The organism is Aurantibrevibacter litoralis (genome assembly GCF_034651555.1).
GTDB lineage: Bacteria > Bacteroidota > Bacteroidia > Flavobacteriales > Flavobacteriaceae > Aurantibrevibacter > Aurantibrevibacter litoralis.
Genome location: NZ_JAYEEQ010000004.1, coordinates 34,740 through 53,644, shown reverse-complemented (window position 1 = coordinate 53,644; position 18,905 = coordinate 34,740). Strand labels below are relative to the sequence as shown.

17 protein-coding genes and 1 pseudogene are annotated in these 18,905 nt (G+C 38.8%); 12 read left to right on the top strand and 6 right to left on the bottom strand.

The window, feature by feature from the left end; all coding sequences use genetic code 11:
- Window positions 1-3 precede the first annotated feature (3 nt).
- The 4 genes from U1E44_RS05160 (at window position 4) to U1E44_RS05145 (ending at window position 6,279) form a co-directional block, all read left to right on the top strand.
- On the top strand, window positions 4-1,257 hold the full coding sequence (locus U1E44_RS05160) for a TolC family protein (RefSeq protein WP_322929984.1): 1,254 nt from the start codon (window positions 4-6) through the stop codon (window positions 1,255-1,257).
- Complete coding sequence (locus U1E44_RS05155; protein ID WP_322929983.1) at window positions 1,250-3,025, top strand: efflux RND transporter periplasmic adaptor subunit; 1,776 nt, start codon at window positions 1,250-1,252, stop codon at window positions 3,023-3,025. The genes U1E44_RS05160 and U1E44_RS05155 overlap by 8 nt, the downstream gene beginning before the upstream one ends.
- Window positions 3,026-3,055: 30 nt before the next feature.
- The gene (locus U1E44_RS05150; RefSeq protein WP_322929982.1) at window positions 3,056-3,664 is read left to right on the top strand and encodes a DUF3347 domain-containing protein; all 609 of its coding nucleotides are present in this window, start codon (window positions 3,056-3,058) and stop codon (window positions 3,662-3,664) included.
- A gap of 116 nt (window positions 3,665-3,780) precedes the next feature.
- Complete coding sequence (locus U1E44_RS05145; RefSeq protein ID WP_322929981.1) at window positions 3,781-6,279, top strand: heavy metal translocating P-type ATPase; 2,499 nt, start codon at window positions 3,781-3,783, stop codon at window positions 6,277-6,279.
- A 318-nt stretch (window positions 6,280-6,597) separates the two neighbouring features.
- Here the strand turns inward: U1E44_RS05145 and U1E44_RS05140 are convergent, their stop codons facing one another.
- From U1E44_RS05140 to U1E44_RS05120, 5 genes and pseudogenes are all read right to left on the bottom strand, one after another.
- Window positions 6,598-6,759, bottom strand: a complete 162-nt coding sequence (locus tag U1E44_RS05140) for a hypothetical protein (RefSeq protein ID WP_322929980.1) — start codon at window positions 6,757-6,759, stop codon at window positions 6,598-6,600.
- A gap of 37 nt (window positions 6,760-6,796) precedes the next feature.
- Window positions 6,797-7,879, bottom strand: a complete 1,083-nt coding sequence (locus tag U1E44_RS05135; RefSeq protein ID WP_322929979.1) for a WD40/YVTN/BNR-like repeat-containing protein — start codon at window positions 7,877-7,879, stop codon at window positions 6,797-6,799.
- Between the two features lie 232 nt (window positions 7,880-8,111).
- Window positions 8,112-9,152 (bottom strand): annotated as a pseudogene (locus tag U1E44_RS05130) (NAD(P)H-dependent flavin oxidoreductase).
- Window positions 9,153-9,177: 25 nt separating this feature from the next.
- Window positions 9,178-9,540 (bottom strand): nuclear transport factor 2 family protein, encoded by a 363-nt coding sequence (locus U1E44_RS05125; RefSeq protein WP_322930118.1) that lies wholly within the window; start codon window positions 9,538-9,540, stop codon window positions 9,178-9,180.
- 43 nt (window positions 9,541-9,583) lie between these two features.
- Complete coding sequence (locus U1E44_RS05120) at window positions 9,584-10,012, bottom strand: hypothetical protein (protein WP_322929978.1); 429 nt, start codon at window positions 10,010-10,012, stop codon at window positions 9,584-9,586.
- A gap of 171 nt (window positions 10,013-10,183) precedes the next feature.
- Between U1E44_RS05120 and U1E44_RS05115 the strand changes: the two genes are divergently transcribed.
- The 3 genes from U1E44_RS05115 to U1E44_RS05105 are packed head-to-tail and all read left to right on the top strand — an operon-like array spanning window position 10,184 to window position 13,295.
- Window positions 10,184-11,506 carry a DUF1330 domain-containing protein gene (locus tag U1E44_RS05115; RefSeq protein ID WP_322929977.1) on the top strand — a complete coding sequence of 441 codons (1,323 nt, stop codon included), beginning with the start codon at window positions 10,184-10,186 and terminating at the stop codon, window positions 11,504-11,506.
- Between the two features lie 59 nt (window positions 11,507-11,565).
- Window positions 11,566-12,339 carry an SDR family NAD(P)-dependent oxidoreductase gene (locus tag U1E44_RS05110; RefSeq protein ID WP_322929976.1) on the top strand — a complete coding sequence of 258 codons (774 nt, stop codon included), beginning with the start codon at window positions 11,566-11,568 and terminating at the stop codon, window positions 12,337-12,339.
- Between the two features lie 56 nt (window positions 12,340-12,395).
- The gene (locus tag U1E44_RS05105) at window positions 12,396-13,295 is read left to right on the top strand and encodes a helix-turn-helix transcriptional regulator (protein WP_322929975.1); all 900 of its coding nucleotides are present in this window, start codon (window positions 12,396-12,398) and stop codon (window positions 13,293-13,295) included.
- 117 nt (window positions 13,296-13,412) lie between these two features.
- On the opposite strand, the gene U1E44_RS05100 is transcribed toward U1E44_RS05105, so the two are convergent.
- Window positions 13,413-14,378 carry an AraC family transcriptional regulator ligand-binding domain-containing protein gene (locus U1E44_RS05100; RefSeq protein WP_322929974.1) on the bottom strand — a complete coding sequence of 322 codons (966 nt, stop codon included), beginning with the start codon at window positions 14,376-14,378 and terminating at the stop codon, window positions 13,413-13,415.
- 76 nt (window positions 14,379-14,454) lie between these two features.
- Between U1E44_RS05100 and U1E44_RS05095 the strand changes: the two genes are divergently transcribed.
- The 5 genes from U1E44_RS05095 to U1E44_RS05075 all read left to right on the top strand — a co-directional run bounded on the left by U1E44_RS05095 (window position 14,455) and on the right by U1E44_RS05075 (window position 18,902).
- Window positions 14,455-15,282: a type II toxin-antitoxin system RatA family toxin gene (locus U1E44_RS05095; protein WP_322929973.1), complete on the top strand. Its 828-nt coding sequence runs from the start codon at window positions 14,455-14,457 to the stop codon at window positions 15,280-15,282.
- The gene (locus U1E44_RS05090; RefSeq protein WP_322929972.1) at window positions 15,279-16,028 is read left to right on the top strand and encodes a haloalkane dehalogenase; all 750 of its coding nucleotides are present in this window, start codon (window positions 15,279-15,281) and stop codon (window positions 16,026-16,028) included. The genes U1E44_RS05095 and U1E44_RS05090 overlap by 4 nt, the downstream gene beginning before the upstream one ends.
- A gap of 396 nt (window positions 16,029-16,424) precedes the next feature.
- Window positions 16,425-16,889: a VOC family protein gene (locus U1E44_RS05085; protein WP_322929971.1), complete on the top strand. Its 465-nt coding sequence runs from the start codon at window positions 16,425-16,427 to the stop codon at window positions 16,887-16,889.
- A gap of 93 nt (window positions 16,890-16,982) precedes the next feature.
- Window positions 16,983-17,561 (top strand): NAD(P)H-dependent oxidoreductase, encoded by a 579-nt coding sequence (locus U1E44_RS05080; protein WP_322929970.1) that lies wholly within the window; start codon window positions 16,983-16,985, stop codon window positions 17,559-17,561.
- Window positions 17,562-17,930: 369 nt separating this feature from the next.
- Window positions 17,931-18,902, top strand: a complete 972-nt coding sequence (locus tag U1E44_RS05075; RefSeq protein WP_322929969.1) for an NAD(P)-dependent alcohol dehydrogenase — start codon at window positions 17,931-17,933, stop codon at window positions 18,900-18,902.
- Window positions 18,903-18,905 lie beyond the last annotated feature (3 nt).

The following is an 18,905-nucleotide window of genomic DNA, read 5'->3' as shown; positions in this document are numbered from 1 at the left end:
CTAGTGAAAAAACAAGTAATTTTCATCATATTTATCTGTATTGGGTTTGGTGTTAAAGCCCAATCCTTGACCGAATTTTTTGAGCTGGCTGCCGAGGATAATCCCGGGTTACAGGCTCAGTATAAAGAGTTTAAGGCCTCTTTAGAAAAAGTGGCGCAAGCCAATTCCTTGCCAGATCCTTCACTTACGGTAAGTGCCTTTGGCCAGATGGTAGAAACTAGAGTAGGGCCACAGAAGGCTCGTTTTTCGCTTTCACAAATGTTTCCGTGGTTTGGCACTCTAAAAGTGCAAGGTGATGTGGCTGCATTAATGGCGGCATCCAAATATCAAATCTACATAGAAGCAAAGAACAAATTGCGGTATGATTTGGCCGTGGCTTATTTTCCATTGTTGGAGCTGCGAGAACAACTGAGTATTGAGGAGAAAAATGTAGATCTGCTCCATACTTATAAGAACATTGCAAATTCAAAATTTGCCAATAGCAGTGGTAGTTTGGTAGATGTATTGCGTATTGATCTTTTGTTGAAAGAAGCCGAAAAGAATTTGGAAATCTTGAAAAAAAGGGAAATCCCCTTGTTGGTTTCATTAAATACCATGCTTAATCGCGATCCCAAGCAAACGATTCTGCTATCCGAAATGCCCGGATTACAAGAATTGCCTACGATAGATCAGAAGGATTCAGTACTAACCGATCACCCTTTGCTTTCTGCTTTGGAGCTAAAATTAGAGGCCAGTAGGGCAGAAGAGCGTCTGGCGGTGAAACAGGGTTTGCCAAAAATAGGGGTAGGGGTCGATTTTATTTCGGTGGGCCAACGCGAAGATCTTGCAGTTGGTGCAACACCTCCGTCCGATAATGGAAAGGATGTGATTATGCCTATGCTAACATTTAGTTTGCCTGTTTTTAGAGGGAAATATAAGGCTGCACTAAAGGAGGCTCAGTTACGGCAAGAAAGTTTTTCGTTGCAACGCACAGAAATAGCCAATAACTTGCGCGCTACCTATGAAATGGCACAGTACGAATTGGAGCGACAGGCAGATCTTGTCGCCTTGTTTACGCAACTCACCGAACAGTCCGATCAAGTACTGTATTTACTGTACAAAACGTATAGCAATTCGGGGAGCGATTTGGAAGAAGTCTTGCGCATGCAGCAACAACGTTTAAGGTACGAAAAGCAAAAAATTGGTGCATTGGCACAATATCAAATAGCGCTTGCAAAACTGGATTATATCACCGCAAAAAATAATAGAAATGAGTAACGAAATAAAAAAAATAAGTGTCATTGCAGGTCTTACATTAGTATTGGGTTTGTTTTTAGGATGGATTTTTTTTGGTGGCTCTAACGCATCTAAAAATGAAACGCATCTGCATACCACAGAAATTGGAGGAGAATCAATATGGACTTGCTCCATGCATCCGCAAATTCGAAAATCCGAAGCAGGTAGTTGCCCTATTTGTGGCATGGATTTAATACCAATTTCTAACGAATCCGAAAATGAGCAGGATCCAATGGCCATAAGCATGTCGCCTGCGGCCATGAAAATGGCTAATGTAAGTACAGCCGTGGTAAGTTCCCTGCAACCTGTAAAAGAGTTACGATTAAATGGAAAAGTACAAGCAGATGAACGATCGGTTTTTTCGCAAGTGACTCACATCCCGGGTAGGATAGAGCGTTTGATGGTAAATTTCACGGGCGAGTACATCACTAAAGGACAAGTTATTGCTTCTTTGTACTCTCCGGATGTAGTGATTGCTCAAGAAGAACTTTTTGAAACCCAAAAGTTACAGGCAACCCAACCGCAGCTATTCAATGCAGCCAAAGAAAAACTTAGAAATTGGAAACTGTCAGAGCGGCAAATAGAACAACTATTGGTATCCGGACAGGCAAAAGAGGAATTTTCGGTGTATGCAGATGTGTCGGGATATGTTACTGAGAAAAAAGTAAACTTGGGCGATTATGTCAGCCGGGGAATGCCTATTTATGAAGTGGCGAACCTCAGCACAGTTTGGGTTTTGTTCGATATCTATGAATCAGATCTCGTATGGATAAAAAAAGGAGATAAAATTAATTTTACGGTGCAATCCCTTCCGGGAGAAACTTTTCAAGGGGCTATCGATTTTTTAGACCCTGTTATTAATGCTTCTACGCGGGTAGTACAGGCAAGGGTACAAGTGCCAAATAAAGACCTTAAATTAAAACCGGAAATGTTTGCTTCAGGCACGTTGGCGTCTACGCGTTCAGTGGCATCCAATAATGCTATAATCGTTCCAAAAACGGCAGTCATGTGGACAGGTAAGCGGTCTGTGGTGTATGTAAAGCAATTCACATCTACAGGAATTAGTTTTAGGATGCGCGAAGTAACTTTGGGCGCATCTTTAGGAGATGGTTTTATCATAGAAAGTGGATTGAAAGAAGGCGACGAAATAGCAATTAACGGTACATTTAGTATCGATGCCGCAGCCCAATTGGCCGGAAAACCAAGTATGATGAATCCGGAAGGAGGTGCTACAATGACGGGCCATGATCATGGCGGAATCAACGAGCAAATACCTGTAAATCATAAAAAAGAAATGGCTGTTTCTGCGGATGCAAAAAAAGCGATGGAGCCCCTTTTTGAAGCCTATTTAACCATGAAGGATGCCCTTACAAATGACCAAATGAAGGATGCGAAGAAGGCAGGCACTACGCTGCTGCAAATACTGAATACGATTGATGCAAGGTTGTTTCAAGGCGCATCGCATGAGGTGTGGATGCGGTTTAGCAACGATCTGTCAAAAACACTTACGCACGTGCAGCATTTTAGTACCATAGAAGAATTGCGCAACGTGTTTCAGCATACCTCAAACCTTATGATAGAGCTATCCCAAACGGTTAATCCCTTGAGCAAAACGCTATATGTACAACACTGCCCTATGGCAGATAGCAATAAGGGAGCGAACTGGTTAAGCCTTTCCGATGAAATTAAAAATCCGTATTTTGGGAAGGCTATGGCCACTTGCGGTGAGATCACCAATCAAATTAATTAAGTTTAATTCAATAATTTAAAATTTTAAACCATGAACAAAAAAAATAGGTTGCTACCATTTATCGTAGTGCTGGGTAGTCTGGGTATCATTTTCTCTTGTAAGGACAACAAAGACGCACAGACACCCGAAGCAGAGGATCAACAACCAAAAACGGAAGACGTGCGTAAGGAAGCAAAGGAAAATGCGGATGTAAACGGTCAAAATAGCACCATAGCAGATGGTAAGAGTTCCATATTGGATTTTTATTTTGAGGTTAAGGATGCCTTGGTGGCCGATGATGCCGAAAGGGCTGTTATAGGAGCCTCTGCCATGCATCTAGCCCTCGAGAATTTCAATTTAGATCCCTACGCCCCCGAAGAGCAAGTCCAATTGAAACCATTGCTGCTTCAAGGGAAAGTTCAATCTAGTGCCATTTCTAAAACCACAATAGAGGATCAAAGAAAACATTTTAAAGAACTCAATGCGACGGTTACCGAAATAGTTGCCATTACCGGAACACCGTACACCGTATACGAACAGCATTGCCCTATGTATGATAAAGGGAGTTCCTGGTTAAGTATGAGTAGTGCCATAAAAAATCCGTATTATGGTAGTACAATGTTGCATTGTGGTAGCGTGCAACGGGAAATAAAGATGTAAAAAACATCCGCAATAGTGCATTAAAAGCAACCCGTTGTATATTTTGACTAGATTTTTTCAATTTTGAAACCCTTATCGCCTGCTACAACATGTCTTTATAAAAAAATAAAATACAAATGAAACACACCTATCACATTCAAGGAATGACCTGCAATGGATGCCGTAGTCATGTAGAGAACGTTCTGAAAACCGTTGAAGGGGTCACGAAGGTATCGGTAGATTTGGAACAGGCGCAGGCGACCATAGAAATGAAATCACATCGTAACGTAGATGCATTCCAAAAGGCACTGTTAGACGATGGTGGATCGTACACCATTTCCCTACCGGGACAGTCAAATAAAATGCATAAGACATCTTCAAAAAAGCCAAAGTTTACAGGGAAGGGTGCTTTTTACTGCCCTATGCATTGCGAAGGTGAAAAAACCTATGATACGGCCGGAGACTGCCCGGTATGTGGCATGGATTTAGTGCAGGAGCAAGCTCCCCTTCATGAGCGGGAGACAGTTTATACGTGTCCCATGCATCCTGAAATTGAGCAAAATACACCTGGAGCCTGTCCAATATGCGGTATGGATTTGGTCGCTAAGGCCGGAACGCTTTCGGCAGAAGAGGACACTTATCAAAAAATGCTTAGAAAATTTTGGATTGCGGTGGGCTTTACCCTACCAATTTTTGTGATCGCTATGTCCGAAATGGCACCCAACAACCCCCTATACAATTTTCTAGAGATGCGCTATTGGAATTGGGTGCAGTTGGGGTTATCACTTCCTGTGGTTTTTTATGCAACATGGATGTTTTTTGAAAGGGCCTATAAGTCCATAAAAACATGGAATCTCAATATGTTTACGTTAATTGGTATTGGGGCGGGTATAGCGTGGCTCTTTAGCGTGTTTGGGATGTTGTTTCCCAATTTTTTTCCGGAGCAGTTTAAAACAGAATCCGGAACGGTACATGTATATTTTGAAGCAGCAACGGTAATTTTAACCTTGGTATTGTTGGGGCAAGTGCTGGAAGCGAGAGCACATAGCAAGACCAATAGTGCCGTTAAAGCATTATTAAAGTTAGCACCCAATCAGGCAGTTAGAATTACCCATGGTGTAGAAGAAATAATAGCAATTGACCAAATTAGTAAGGGCGATTTGCTTCGGGTAAAACCGGGAGATAAAATACCGGTAGACGGTATAATTACGGAAGGCGAAAGTACGGTAGACGAATCCATGATTACCGGAGAGCCTGTGCCTGTAACCAAGGGTTTAAATGATAAAGTAAGTTCCGGAACCATTAACGGAAAGCAATCCTTTGTAATGAAGGCCGAAAAAGTAGGTGCAGATACCCTCTTGTCTCAGATTATAGCTATGGTAAACCAAGCCAGCCGAAGTAAAGCACCCATTCAAAAACTGGCAGATCGGATTTCTGCCTATTTTGTGCCGGTAGTAGTCGTAATTTCCGTGGTTACCTTTGTTGTTTGGGTTGTTTTTGGTCCGGAGCCTGCCCATGTATATGCTTTGGTTAATGCCATTGCGGTGCTAATCATAGCCTGCCCCTGTGCGCTGGGATTGGCTACACCTATGTCCGTTATGGTAGGTGTGGGTAAGGGCGCTCAGCATGGGGTTCTTATCAAAAATGCCGAAGCTTTGGAGCGAATGAATAAAATAGATGTCCTTATTATAGACAAAACGGGAACGATTACCGAAGGCAAACCCTCAGTAGAAAAAATAGGATTTACGGCAGGTATGGATCAAGAAGAGGTGCTTCACTATATGGTGGCCCTCAACCAATTTAGCGAGCATCCCTTAGCTGAAGCCATTTTGAACTATGGAAAAGAACAGCAAGTGGCGGTTTGGAAGGTAACCGATTTTACTGCAGTAACAGGAAAAGGAGTTATCGGTACAGTAAGCGAAAAGCAGGTAGCGCTAGGCAATGAACAACTAATGGTAACGAGCCAAGCTACTATTTCGGAGGATCTTAGAGCAGCGGTAAGCGAACAGCAAAAGCTGGGAAAAACGGTACCTATGTTGGCAGTAGATGGCAGAGCCGTGGGGTATGTGGTTATTTCCGACAAAATTAAAGCGAGCAGTAAACAAGCCATTACGGAATTACAAAAAGGAGGAGTTGCTGTACTAATGCTTACCGGAGATAATTCGGATACCGCCAAAGCGGTTGCCGATGAACTAGGTCTTTTAGAATATAAAGCCGAAATGCTTCCTCAAGATAAATTGTACGAAGTAGAGCGGTTGCAAAGGGAAGGGAAAAAAGTAGCTATGGCGGGTGATGGCATAAATGACGCCCCGGCTTTGGCTAAAAGTGATGTGGGTATTGCTATGGGTACCGGAACAGATGTGGCCATAGAAAGTGCTACAATGACCCTAGTGAAAGGCGATCTGCAAGGCATCGTTAAAGCGCGAAATTTAAGTGTGCAGGTGATGCGAAACATCAAACAAAATTTATTTTTTGCAATGCTATACAATACGTTGGGGGTGCCTATTGCAGCCGGCGTGCTGTATCCGTTTTTCGGATTGCTATTATCACCAATGATCGCCGCATTGGCCATGAGCTTTAGCTCTGTGTCTGTTATTATGAATGCGCTTCGATTGCGAAGTACTTCGTTAAGCTAGGTTGGAAGATATTACGTTACGTCAAAATCCATAAAAATGGGTAATGCGTCCTAAATTGTGGAGCTCTTAGTTGCGTACAGATTCCATTTCGGATCAATATCGCAAATGCTTCATTGATTTTTGAATCATAAAAAGGAAATAAAAAAAGGGACTTTCTAACGAATGTTTAGAAAGTCCCTTTTTGTGACCTGGCTGGGATTCGAACCCGATTTTAAAAACATCTGAAAATCAACTAGATAAGCTGAGTAGCAGTTGGCTGTTGTCGATTTGTGAACCTAAAATTTGGTCGATTTAATTTCGTTTAAGTAAAGTTAGGTTTTATTTCTGGTAAAACTCATCCTCCAGATGTAAAATAACAAGGCAATTACCGTATAATTTTAGTTCTTTTAGGATCAAAACAGTATCCCAAGCAGCCTCTAAGATTCTTCCTTTTACAATCTTAGAAAATCCTTCGGAAGTTCTATTTTCTGACGGTTGCATATCTTGTAAAATAAAATTCAGGCTGTAATGTTATAACCTATTTTTCAATAACTTCATATACCCCCCCTTTATTAAGGGCTAAAAACAAATGTTCTTGATTTCCTATAGTGGCCATGACCATATCTTCTACTCCTCCAAAGGGTTCTTCTGTGAAAATCTCTTGTTTCCAAGTTGTTCCTGCATCGGTACTGTAATATAGTAACAGGGGCTGAGGTTCATCGGTTTTGAGCCACCCGGAGGTGTACACTTTATTGACATCCAATTTGCTTAAGACGATACCGTTAAAAAACCGGGCACTTTCATGTTCATCTATGAGCGTTTGCCATGATTGTCCATTATTCGAGGTTTTTAACAATGCTCCTTCAAACCCCACGTAAATGGATTGTGGATTTTGTGTGTCGAATGTAATGTTCTTTACCGTAGTGGGGTTGGGCACTAAGTCTGTCCAACGATTAGCTTCCGTATCTCCATTTAATCGAATTAAATAGCCGTCTTCAATTCCACCTTGCCCACCCAGCCAGATTTCATTAGGTAGTAATGGGTTTATAGCAACCACTGAGGTTGCCCGCGCAAATTGATCCCAATCTCCCCATATGGGTGTCCAATGAACCCCTTTATTTGTTGATTTTGCAACCACATAATTGCTAGTGGCATACAGATTATCTTCGGAATTCTGCGCCTTCAAAAAGTCCCACACAATATGAGGGTCAAAGCCTCCCCCGAAATCGGATTCCAAAACCTGCCAATTTTGACCACCATCATTAGTTGTCGCTATATGAATTGCGATGTCCTCTTGAAAATCGGCCACCGAAGCAAGCAATTCATTGGGACTGAAAACTACAACGTCTTCAATGTTAAGACCTTGCAGTCCTATAGGTTGAAATGAACTATCATCAACACTATTTTTTCTGTAAATTCCATCTTCGGTGACTGCATACAGAAAAGTATCTTCTAGAAGCAATTTGTTAATTTTTAATCCATTAAGTCCAATTTTTTTCCAAACAAAACGACTTTCTTCGATGGGAGTACCGCTGTTATCGTCATTATTGCAAGCGCTTAACGAAAATAGAACTAAAAGGACTAGCGCCTTGTAAGGCGAAAAAGGGTTTTGTAATTTCATACAGTAAAAATTAAGTGAAATGTATTTTATGATCCTGAATTTCCGTCAGGCTTTTGGTTTAAATCTTTATGGTAGATGTTATTGAGATGTAAAGGTTGCGTGCGTGTTTAATTTTTCGAAAATTATATAAGCACTATTTTCTGAGAGTCTTCATCCTGACTTAAATGGACGGTTGGAAACAATTGAAATTTATGTTCAAAATTGTTCATTCCTTATTCTTACCAAAAGGATATTACGGTATGCTTAACTGCTCCATCTCCGCCAACAATCGAACCATGACGTCTTTGGCATTACCTTTTTGAATTAATGGTGCGATCTGGCCTGCCCAATAGGTTAAAATACGCTGACTATCATTTTCTTGAATAGTTTTGCGTAGTACTGAGATTATTTTTGAATGTATCGGAAAAGGCAGTTTTGGGGGATGGAGTAACGCGTCAAATTTCATTGACAATTCGCCCGGAATTCCTCTTGCCATTCTTCCTGTACTACTTTTTGTTAAACTAGTATTCTGCGCATTTGGCGAAAATAAAATCTCCTTATGAAATGCAGTTGTGTTTGCTTCTTGGGTAGCCAAAAAAGCAGTTCCTATTTGCACTCCGGAGGCACCTAGTTGTAATGCAGCTAGGATTCCGTTGCCATCGGCAATACCACCGGCAACTACAAATGGCTTTTTAACATTTTTTGCGATTAGTTGGGCAAGTACAAATGACCCAAAATAGGAAGTCTCTGTATTTTTTAAAAATGAAGGTCTGTGTCCGCCGGCTTCAAACCCTGAAGCCACAATTACATCTACTTAAGCCTTTTCTAGCATTAGCGCCTCCTCCAAAGTAGTTGCTGTTCCAATGGTTTTAATAGTCGATTTTGCCAATTCTTTCATTATGGCCGCATCAGGGATACCAAAAATAAAACTAAAAACAGGAGGTTTCACCTTTAAAATAGCCTCCATTTGTCTTTCAAATTTGCTTTCAATTGGCTTAGGAGCTTCAGGATAAGGTATATTGTATTTATCGAAATAAGGTTTTAAGAAACACAATAATTGTTGATAGTCTTCCTCTGAATAGGCCTGATCTAAATCAACATCGTTTACCCACAAGTTTATATTATAGGGTAATTTAGTTAAGGTTTTAATTTCAGCATTAATTTCTAGTAGTGCTTCAGGCTCTAAATGGTATGCCCCAAAACCGCCCAAACCACCACTATCAGACACCGCAGCAACCAATTTGGCAGAGGAAATACCTCCGCCAAACGGCTCCTGAAGTATGGGATATCTAATCCCTAAAAGCTAGCTAACTCGGGTGTTAGGCCATTTCTGTGCGGTGTATAACATTGGCAAATATTTTATTTACAATCACCCAAGTGCCATCCACCTTAGTTCGGGATACGATGTCGTAGTAATTATACGCCAGCATTGGCACATATAATTTTGCAATGGCATTTTGGCCTAATAATTCTACAGACAAAATTTTCATGGTAAACGCTTCATTGAGCTCGTTTGGGCTCTTGCGGTTTTTTACACCTTCTAGATACTGCTCCAAATTGCGGAAATAAGGGGCGCCATTTATATCACCACAAGTAAGCGCTTCGGGATGAAAGGCAGTTTTTAACTTAAAAATGTCTCCAAAAAACACGCCTTCGAAATAATTGTTGACCGTATTTTGGATGGCAAAACTCTCTTCGTTGTAAATTTTCGAACGACATATGCAATTATATATCGTGACTCCTATATTTTTGCAAACCGTCTTTCCTCTTCATTCCTTGAAATAAAGTATATAGAAAGACGATGAATACTATCCCAAAACCAAGGATACCTATATTGATGCCAAATAGGGTTTTTTCAGAGCCATCTAAATACTTCATTGAACCTCCGTAAAAATCTTGAAGGATGAAAGCCAAGAGAAATCCACCGGTAATAAAAAGTCCTAAAACACTGGGCAATACAATTTTTTGTTTCGCCCAAACCAGCCACAAACAGAACAACCCTATGCTGCTGTTTGTTATTAATTGCCATACTTCGTGAATACGAACGTGAGGCGTCCAATCCGGATTAAAAACGTGCGTATCGTTAATTTCAAGAACAGGAACACCTACGGCATAAATTAGAATACCGAAGGTTAAAAGAAATTTTGTGGACATAGAATTATTGTATTCACGTATAAAGGTCGGTGTTCTGAACTAAAAATTACAGCCATTTTAACACCCTACCAACGGTAAAGTTGAACTTTTTGAAATAGTATATGGGCTAAATACAATATTTTCAAGGTAGCCCTTCGTCCTACCTTTGCCCGGAACCTAATACCTAAATTTATGAATTTTAAAACTATAACCAATGTGCGATTTTGGCTCGCCATTCTTACCATTTTATTGTCGGTTACTACCACAATTTCGCAAAATCAAATTATTATAAAAAGCCCCGGACTGTATCCCGAAGGATTGGTTTATGACGCTGTATCTGAATCCTTTTTTACAACTTCTGTTTCGGAAGGTAAAATTATAAAAGTGGATAAATCGGGTAACTTTTCTGTGTTTGCCGAAGACAATGACCTGATTTCTGCCATTGGCCTCGAAATCGATTCAAAGCAAAATCGCTTAGTGCTGTGCAACAGCGACCTCGGTGTGGGCAAAAAAAGCAGTGCTGCCACAATGGGAACCCTTGCCTCAGTTGTTTTTTACAATTTGAAAACCGGGAAAAGAGAAAAATACATCAACCTAACCAAAATAGCACCGGCAGGTGCCCATTTGGCAAACGATGTCACTATGGATAGCGATGGTAATTATTACGTGACGGACAGCTTTGCACCCATCATTTACAAAATAGATAGTAGCGGAAAACCGTCCATTTTTATCAATGACGAAAGATTGGTTGCCCCACAAGGCACTTTTGGTTTAAACGGGTTGGTGTACCATCCGGATGGGTATTTGATTACAGCCATATACAATGGTGGAAAATTATTCAAAATCCCCTTAAAAAATCCGACTGGTTTAACCGAGATACACATTGCCAACAAACCATTTCCAACCATAGACGGTGTTTTGTTGATCGATCACCAAACTTTAGCTCTAGCCAGCAACAACCTCACCGGGGCCGATTTTCCTAGTGTGGTTTATAAAATTGCGACCAAAGACCAATGGACTACGGCACAAACCACAGCACACTTTAAAACCGGAAATACGTTTCCCACCACACTCACCAAAGCGGGCGATGCTCTTTTTGTGATGTACGCCAAATTACAAATGCTTTTCGGGGGAAACGACACTGTAGCACAAACATTTGAAATTACACGAGTAGATTTTAATTCAACAGAAACCCTTAAAACCCAAAATAATATGTCACAAAAAACCCTAATGATTGTCAATGCCGTTTTAATTCCTGAACAAAAGGAGGCTTTTGCAGAATATTCTGAAAAATCGGCCCTCATTTTTAAAAATGCCGGAGCTGTACCCGTTGGTAAGTACAAAGTGTCTAAGACCCTTGTGGGAACTAGGAGTCCACAATTAATTGCGATAATGGAGTTTCCTGACCAAGGCACCATTGAGGATGTATTTAATTCGGAATCTTATAAAAATTTGATCCCACTTCGGGACCAAGCGTTTAAAGAATTGGAAGTGTTTATTGTTCAACAACAGTAGTATTAATGTGCGTGGGCGAGGTATCGACTACGTTCACGCACTTTTTCAAAAGAAATGGAATGGAGTTATTGAATGGAAAAAGAGCGGTAATCACCGGCGGCAGTGAAGGTATTGGTTTTGCCATTGCAAAACGATTTATTGAAAACGGGGCAGCGGTACTGCTCATAGGACGAGATAGAGAAAAATTGGGGCTTGCTCATAAAAAATTGACTGCCAATGGCAACGAAGTGCTAACGATGCCATTTGACTTGGCTGAGGTTTCAAAAATTAATGCATTAGTAAAATCGATAACTATGGTGTGGCCGAAGGTAGATGTACTTGTAAACAATGCGGCGGTTGCCTATTTTGAGCCCGTTGAAGCCGTAAATCTTTCAAAATTAGAACACATTTTTAACGTGAATGTTAAAGCGCCCTATTTGTTATCTCAGGAATTGCTACCCTCATTAATTGAAACAGAGGGAAGTATCATCAACATTTCATCTTATTTTTCAGACCGAATGGCGGCCGGCAGACCCAGCACAGCCTATTCCTTGACCAAAGGCGCCATTAACTCTTTTACCAAGGCATTGGCTTGCGAAGTAGGCCCAAAGAAAGTGAGGGTAAATGCCATAGCTCCCGGCAGCGTGCACACGCCGATGTTAGAAAACGCATTGCAAAAGATGAGCGACCAACAGCGACTGCAATTTCAACAAAACATTCAAAAAATATATCCATTACAACGCTTGGGAAATCCCGATGACATCGCTAATGTAGCTTTGTTTTTAGCGTCCGACCTTTCCGGTTGGATTACCGGTGCCGTTATGAATGCAGATGGTGGATTAAGAACCAATTGAATTTTGATGGAGTTCTTCATTTTTAAAGTATTTTTAGTTCCAAATTGGAAATTCTTATGATTGTTAATCTGCCGGAAGACATCAACAGCTCGAACATTCACAACAGCCTTGTCTATAAAATAGACGACAGCAGTATAGTATATGTAAATAGAATACCCGTTACTAAAAAGGCAAAAATCAATTTCACCCAACATTTGATTGTTTTCGGAGTAAACGGTCAAAAAAAGTTTATGGCACCCGAATTGGTGCTAACCCTAGAGGAAAATGAAGCAGTATTTCTAAAAAAAGGGCTGTTTGTAAGTACAGAAAAGGTAGCACAAAACCATCAATACGAAAGTGTTTTATTCTTTTTAGGAGACCAATTTTTGGCCAATTTTCATCAAAAGAACGAGCAGCATCTTAAAACATTGGGACAAAGTAAAAGCAAGGGAAGTGAAGGGCATTATAAGTTTGATGCAACCCCAAGCCTCATAGGCTATGTCAATTCATTACTTCCCTATTTTAAAGGAAAAAGCCCATTGAATGACGCGTTGTTACGGCTTAAAATTGAGGAGTTGTTATTGGGGTTTTTAATGAATGATCAACAAGGACAATTTAAAGACTTTTTAGTTCAATTGAACAAAAAATCCAAGTTGAACATAGAAGCCCTGATGCTCAAGAATGTCAACAGTAATTTAAGTGTTGAGGAATTGGCCTTCTTAAGTGGTATGAGTGTTTCCTCCTTTAAACGTTATTTTCAAAAGCATTTTGAAAAATCCCCGGCCAAATGGATTAGCGAAAAGCGCTTAGAATGGGCTTCAAATTTATTAGACAATACACAAAAAAATATTAATGAAATTGCCTTTGAACTAGGTTACGAGAACACTTCGCATTTTATTCAAAAATTTCAATTTTATTATGGTGCTACCCCTAAAAAATATAGGCTGAATAGGGTTGTTGAAGGAAAACAGATTTGACCTTTATTTGCTCTAGTGGATTGATGAGTGGAAATAGTTTATTTTCATTCAACTTAATTTTCTAGTGTTCAACACCATTAATTGATCTAAGTTACAAGATCACATTTTAGATAAATATTATGAAATAAACTCGGTTTCCCACTTTTTGACGGCGTGGAGATAGGCACTGGTTTCCGAATAACCCAATAGATGGGCAATATCTTGGGTTTTCATTTGATGCCCTTTGGATAAATAATTTGATAATTCATTTTTGATTTCATTTGTTATTTTACGAAACGATAAGCCTTCCTCCGTGAGCTTTCGTTGGATGGTTCTGTTGCTTAACGGAAAGTGAATGGCTACTTGCTTAAACGTGGGTAGTTCAGGGCAGCACAAATTCAAAACCATAGTTCTAACCTGCATACTAAATTCATTATAACCGGGCTTTGTTTTGTTAAACATCTGTAAAAATTTTGGAAGTAAAATCTCAATTTCTTTTACAGTCTTTTTGTTTATTTCTGCGTTTAAAACGGAGGCTTCATAGATAAATCTATGTTTGATACCTTTTTTTACTTCTGCATTTAAGAAATATGTAAATTCGGTAGGATTTGAACCAGGCACTTCAAGTACAGGTTTAAAATCATTTGACAGCATCAGTTTCAATTCTCGATAAATAAAACAGAAAACAAAATCCAAAACCTGATGCTTCAATTTTTCATTTTCAATTTTAGCAGTCAAGCTCAAAATATACTTCCCATTACGCTCTTCACTTTCTAAACTAACGATAGGAAATGTGTTTTGTAAATAAGTTTGAAGGATAAAAACCGCTTGCTCAAGACTTGATGCATTAAGGGAAAGTTGAACGATAAACCCCAAAGCTTTTAGATTCAAATAACAGCCAAAATGAATTCCAAAATTAGTGTCCTTTACTCTTTTCTGTAAGGCGTCAAATACATTTAAATACTCATTTATTGTAACTGTATTATTTTGATTGCATACGTCAAGATCCTTTTCTGCCAGGTAATTTCTCAACATTTCTTCAGAAACACCTTGATATGTGGCATAGTCAAATAAATTTCCAATATATATAGCCTGTATTCTCATACGTCAAAATTGGCGCAAAATATCACTATAAACAAATATATGGCAGCTATTTTTGCAGAACAAAATAGAAATAGAGATGAATAAATTACAAAAAGCCCTGGGTCTTAATGCCCTTTTTTCTGGATTATCAGGCATTGTGTTAATTGTATTTAATAACGAAATTGCAGGTTTGTTTGGAACTGCAAACACAACAGTATTTTCGGTAATAGGCATTGTATTACTATTTTTTGCAAGTACAATCATGTATGAAATCAGAAAACAACGACCGGTTGCCGTTCTATGGATTATAATACAGGATTTTCTTTGGGTGATTGGAAGTTTTATAATAATTGCGGTTAACTTATTTGAAATTTCTGAAGCAGGGTATTCAACCATTGCAGTTATTGCAACGATAGTATTATTTATGGGTGTCAACCAATTCAAGGCTTTGGCACAAATTGACAGTCTTGAAAATACTAACAATAAACACTTTAAATTTGAAAAAATAATAAAGGCAAACAAACAATCTGTGTGGAAAGTAATATCAGACGTTGAAAATTACGATAAAGTGGCACCAAACATTGATGCAGCAACAATTATTTCAGGCGAAGGTAGTGGGATGGTTCGCAGTTGCTCACACGGTAAGGACAGTTGGACAGAAACTTGTACATTATGGATTGAAGAAGAATTATACTCTTTTGAAGTAAACACCTCGGCTCCTGATTACCCTTATCCGTTCAAATTCTTAAAGGGCACCTGGAAAGTGCAGGAAATAGACAACAAAACCACAAAAATTAGTATGCTTTTTGAATTTCAGTATAAACGTAACTATCAAAACTGGGTATTGCACCCCTTTCTAAAAAGCAAGTTTTCAAAAACTGCAGAAGAATTGCTGGATAATTGGCAAAAAATACTCGAAAAATGAGCAACAAAATAGCAGCAGATTTTCCGTTTAAGTCTCACTTCATTGATATTGATAATACATGTATTCATTATATTGATGAATCCCCAAAGACAAAAACTGATCACATGTTTCTTTTCATTCACGGCAACCCGACTTCAAGTTATTTGTGGCACAATATCATTCCCTTCTTATCGTCAGTTGGTAGATGTGTTGCTCCAGACCTTATAGGTTTTGGAAAGTCTGGGAAGCCTGATATCAATTATTCGTTCCAAGACCATTTTAATTACATCAATGAATTTATTCTGAAATTGGAATTGAAGAATATCATATTAGTTCTTCACGACTGGGGTGGAGCAATAGGGTTTCACTTTGCAAAACAAAACCCTGAGAAAATCAAAGGTATTGTGTTTATGGAAACCTTTTGTAAACCAATGGAATGGAGTGCGCTGGATCCCATTGCACGGTGGTTGTTCAAAAAATTTCGCGATCCGGTCAAGGGCCAAAAATGGAATGGCCGCTATAACGTTTTCCTGCGTTTTATCCTTCCGTTATCAATGAACCGCAAATTGTCCAAATATGAGAAGCAAGTTTATAATGAACCATTTAAAAGCTTAGCTAGCAGAAAACCTATAATCAAATTTCCACAGGAGTTGCCTTTTAAAGGTGAGGGCACTTTGAATGAGGAAATTGCCAAGGAATATTACAGTTGGCTTCAACATACTGAAATTCCAAAGCTGCTACTTTATGCCAGGCCTGGTTCAAATTAAAAACAAAGAAGTTGTATTGTATAAAACAAAATTTCCAAACTTAACAACAAGATTCATTGGTGCCGGAAAGCATTTTATTCAGGAAGATCAACCTGAAAATATCGGAAAGGAAATTAGGAAATGGCTCAGTACTTATGTTGTCTGAATTATTCAGCATTTTTCAATCACTTTATGGTAGTAAGTCTTTGTAATCTAAACTGATATAAAAATTTAAGACGTAAATGGATTATACCTCTGCAAATTAGGCCATTTGATTAATTGAAAATCATTAATTTAATCTAATGAAAATTATGAAAAGAAGTATAATCATATAATTTTATCAAAAATCCATGTTAGCTTCATTTCAATTTTAGCAACACTAACAACTTGCGCTTGACAATTATAAAATAAACAAATATGGCAAAAAAGAACGAGCAATCTGACGAATCAGTTTCACCACAAGACACAACACCGAAAGTGACTGGGATTGGTGGGATTTTCTTTTTCTCTGAAAATCCTGAAAAGACTAAAGAATGGTATTCAGAAAATTTGGGACTTGAAGTGAACCAATGGGGTTCAAGTTTTGAATTTAGAAATGCCAACAGACCAGACGAAATAAATTATTTACAATGGAGCCCGTTTAAGCCGGGTAGCGAATATTTTTCACCTTCAAAAAAGGAATTTATGGTAAACTATAGAGTTCAAAACATTGAAGGGCTAGTAAACAAACTAAAAGACAATGGTGTACCAATTCTTGACAGCATTGAAACCTTCGATTATGGAAAGTTTGTTCACATTATGGACGCAGAAGGTAACAAGATTGAGCTTTGGGAAGCTGTTGATAGTGTATTTACTGCAATGGGTGTGAAGACAACAAAATAATAAGAAAAGAAAACCGACCATTGTAAATAGACCACCGCTGTTGGGCTTTCTACGCACGATCAAGACCTAAGTTGAGTTACACAGAGAAAAAAAATGAAGAAAATAGTACTAATAAACGGGCATCCTGATAGCGAAAGTTTTAATTTCGGACTCGCTGAATCCTATAAGAAGGGTGCTATTGCCTCAGGTGCGGAAGTTAAAGAAATTGTAATTAGAGAACTAAAATTTAATCCTAATCTACAGTTTGGTTATCGCAAAAGAACTATACTAGAACCGGACCTTATTGAAGCTCAAAAGAAAATAAAGTGGGCGGAACACCTTGTCCTAATTTATCCTGTTTGGTGGGGTTCTATTCCAGCAATTATGAAAGGTTTTTTAGACAGAGTATTTCTTCCGGGATTTGCGTTTCAAAAAAGAGAAAATTCTGTTTGGTGGGACAAATTACTTAAAAACAAATCGGCTAGAATTATTTCCACACTTGACCAACCTGCTTGGTATTATTGGTTTGTTTACAAAGCGCCGAGTACTAATGCCATGAAAAAATTGACCTTGGAGTATAGCGGCATACGCCCTGTTCGGGTAACAACAATAGGTCCTATACGACTTTCAAAGGACAGATACCGGCAGAAATGGCTACGAAAAATTGAAAGACTTGGTAAACAGAATAAATAAACAATGACCTGTAGCCGTTCCTTTATCTCACCAATTTCTACGGTTTTAATTTAGAATGCGAGGGTTACCAAGCTCATGTAGTAGATGACAAAATGTTAATTTAGTGAATAAAAGACACCTAACTCTTTATTACGACTCAAAAACAAGATTCAGTATAAATTGACATCAAAAATTTAACAGCTTAAATATGATGAAATTTGACACGAAAAAGCACTTTTGAAAATATTTCATAATCAACACTTAATTTGACTGACAAATCATATGGGGTAACAAAAACAAGCTTGTATCGTCATAAAAAAACTAAAAGATTGAAAAATGATTTTATCTACAATATAGTTGTAGGTCATTTTATACAAATAAAATAATCTAATGAAAGCTGCTATATTAAAGGAATACGGTTTGCCGAATGTTCTTGAGATTGGGGAAGTTGCAAAACCCGTTCCGAATGACAAGGAAGTACTGCTGAAAATTCACTCAGCGTCCATCAATGATTGGGATTGGGGGCTGGTTAGGGGCAAACCATTTGTGATTCGTTTGTTTTTCGGTCTAAAAAAGCCAAAAATAAATATTCTCGGGGTAGATGTTTCCGGAAAAATCGAATCGGTGGGTGATAAAGTGAGTTCCTTCAAAATCGGTGATGAGATTTACTGCGATCTGTCGGAATGCGGATGTGGCGGGTTTGCCGAATACGTTTGCGTACCAGAAAAAATAGCATCCAAAAAACCTTCTAATATCAGTTATAATGATGCCGCGGCCCTGCCACATGCCGGATTACTCGCTCTTCAGGGACTTGTGGAGAAGGGAAAGGTGAAATCCGGTCAGAGTGTACTAATCAATGGTGCCGGAGGCGGTGTAGGAACCTTGGGAATTCAAATCTTAAAATCATATGGTGTAAAGGTGACCGGTGTTGACACCAACGAAAAACTTGATTTGATGAAATCACTGGGATTTGATAGCGTAATGGATTATAAAAAAGTGGACTTTACCGATACTGGAGAAAAATATGACCTTATCCTTGATACCAAATCAAACAGATCCGTATTTAAATATGCGCGATCCCTCAAAAAAAATGGCACTTATATAACAGTTGGAGGATCGATGTACAGATTGTTAGAAATAGCATTTGTAGGATCACTATTATCATTTTTTTCCGGTATAAAGCTGAGTGTACTCATTCATAAGCCAAATAAAGGTTTGGACCAGATCTCTAAACTTGTGGAAAAGGGACAAATTAGACCTGTTGTTGATGGCCCCTACAGTTTTGATAAAATCCCTAAGTTGATTCAATATTTTGGTGAGGGCAAGCATTTGGGAAAGATTGTCGTTGAAATTGAAAAATAACAA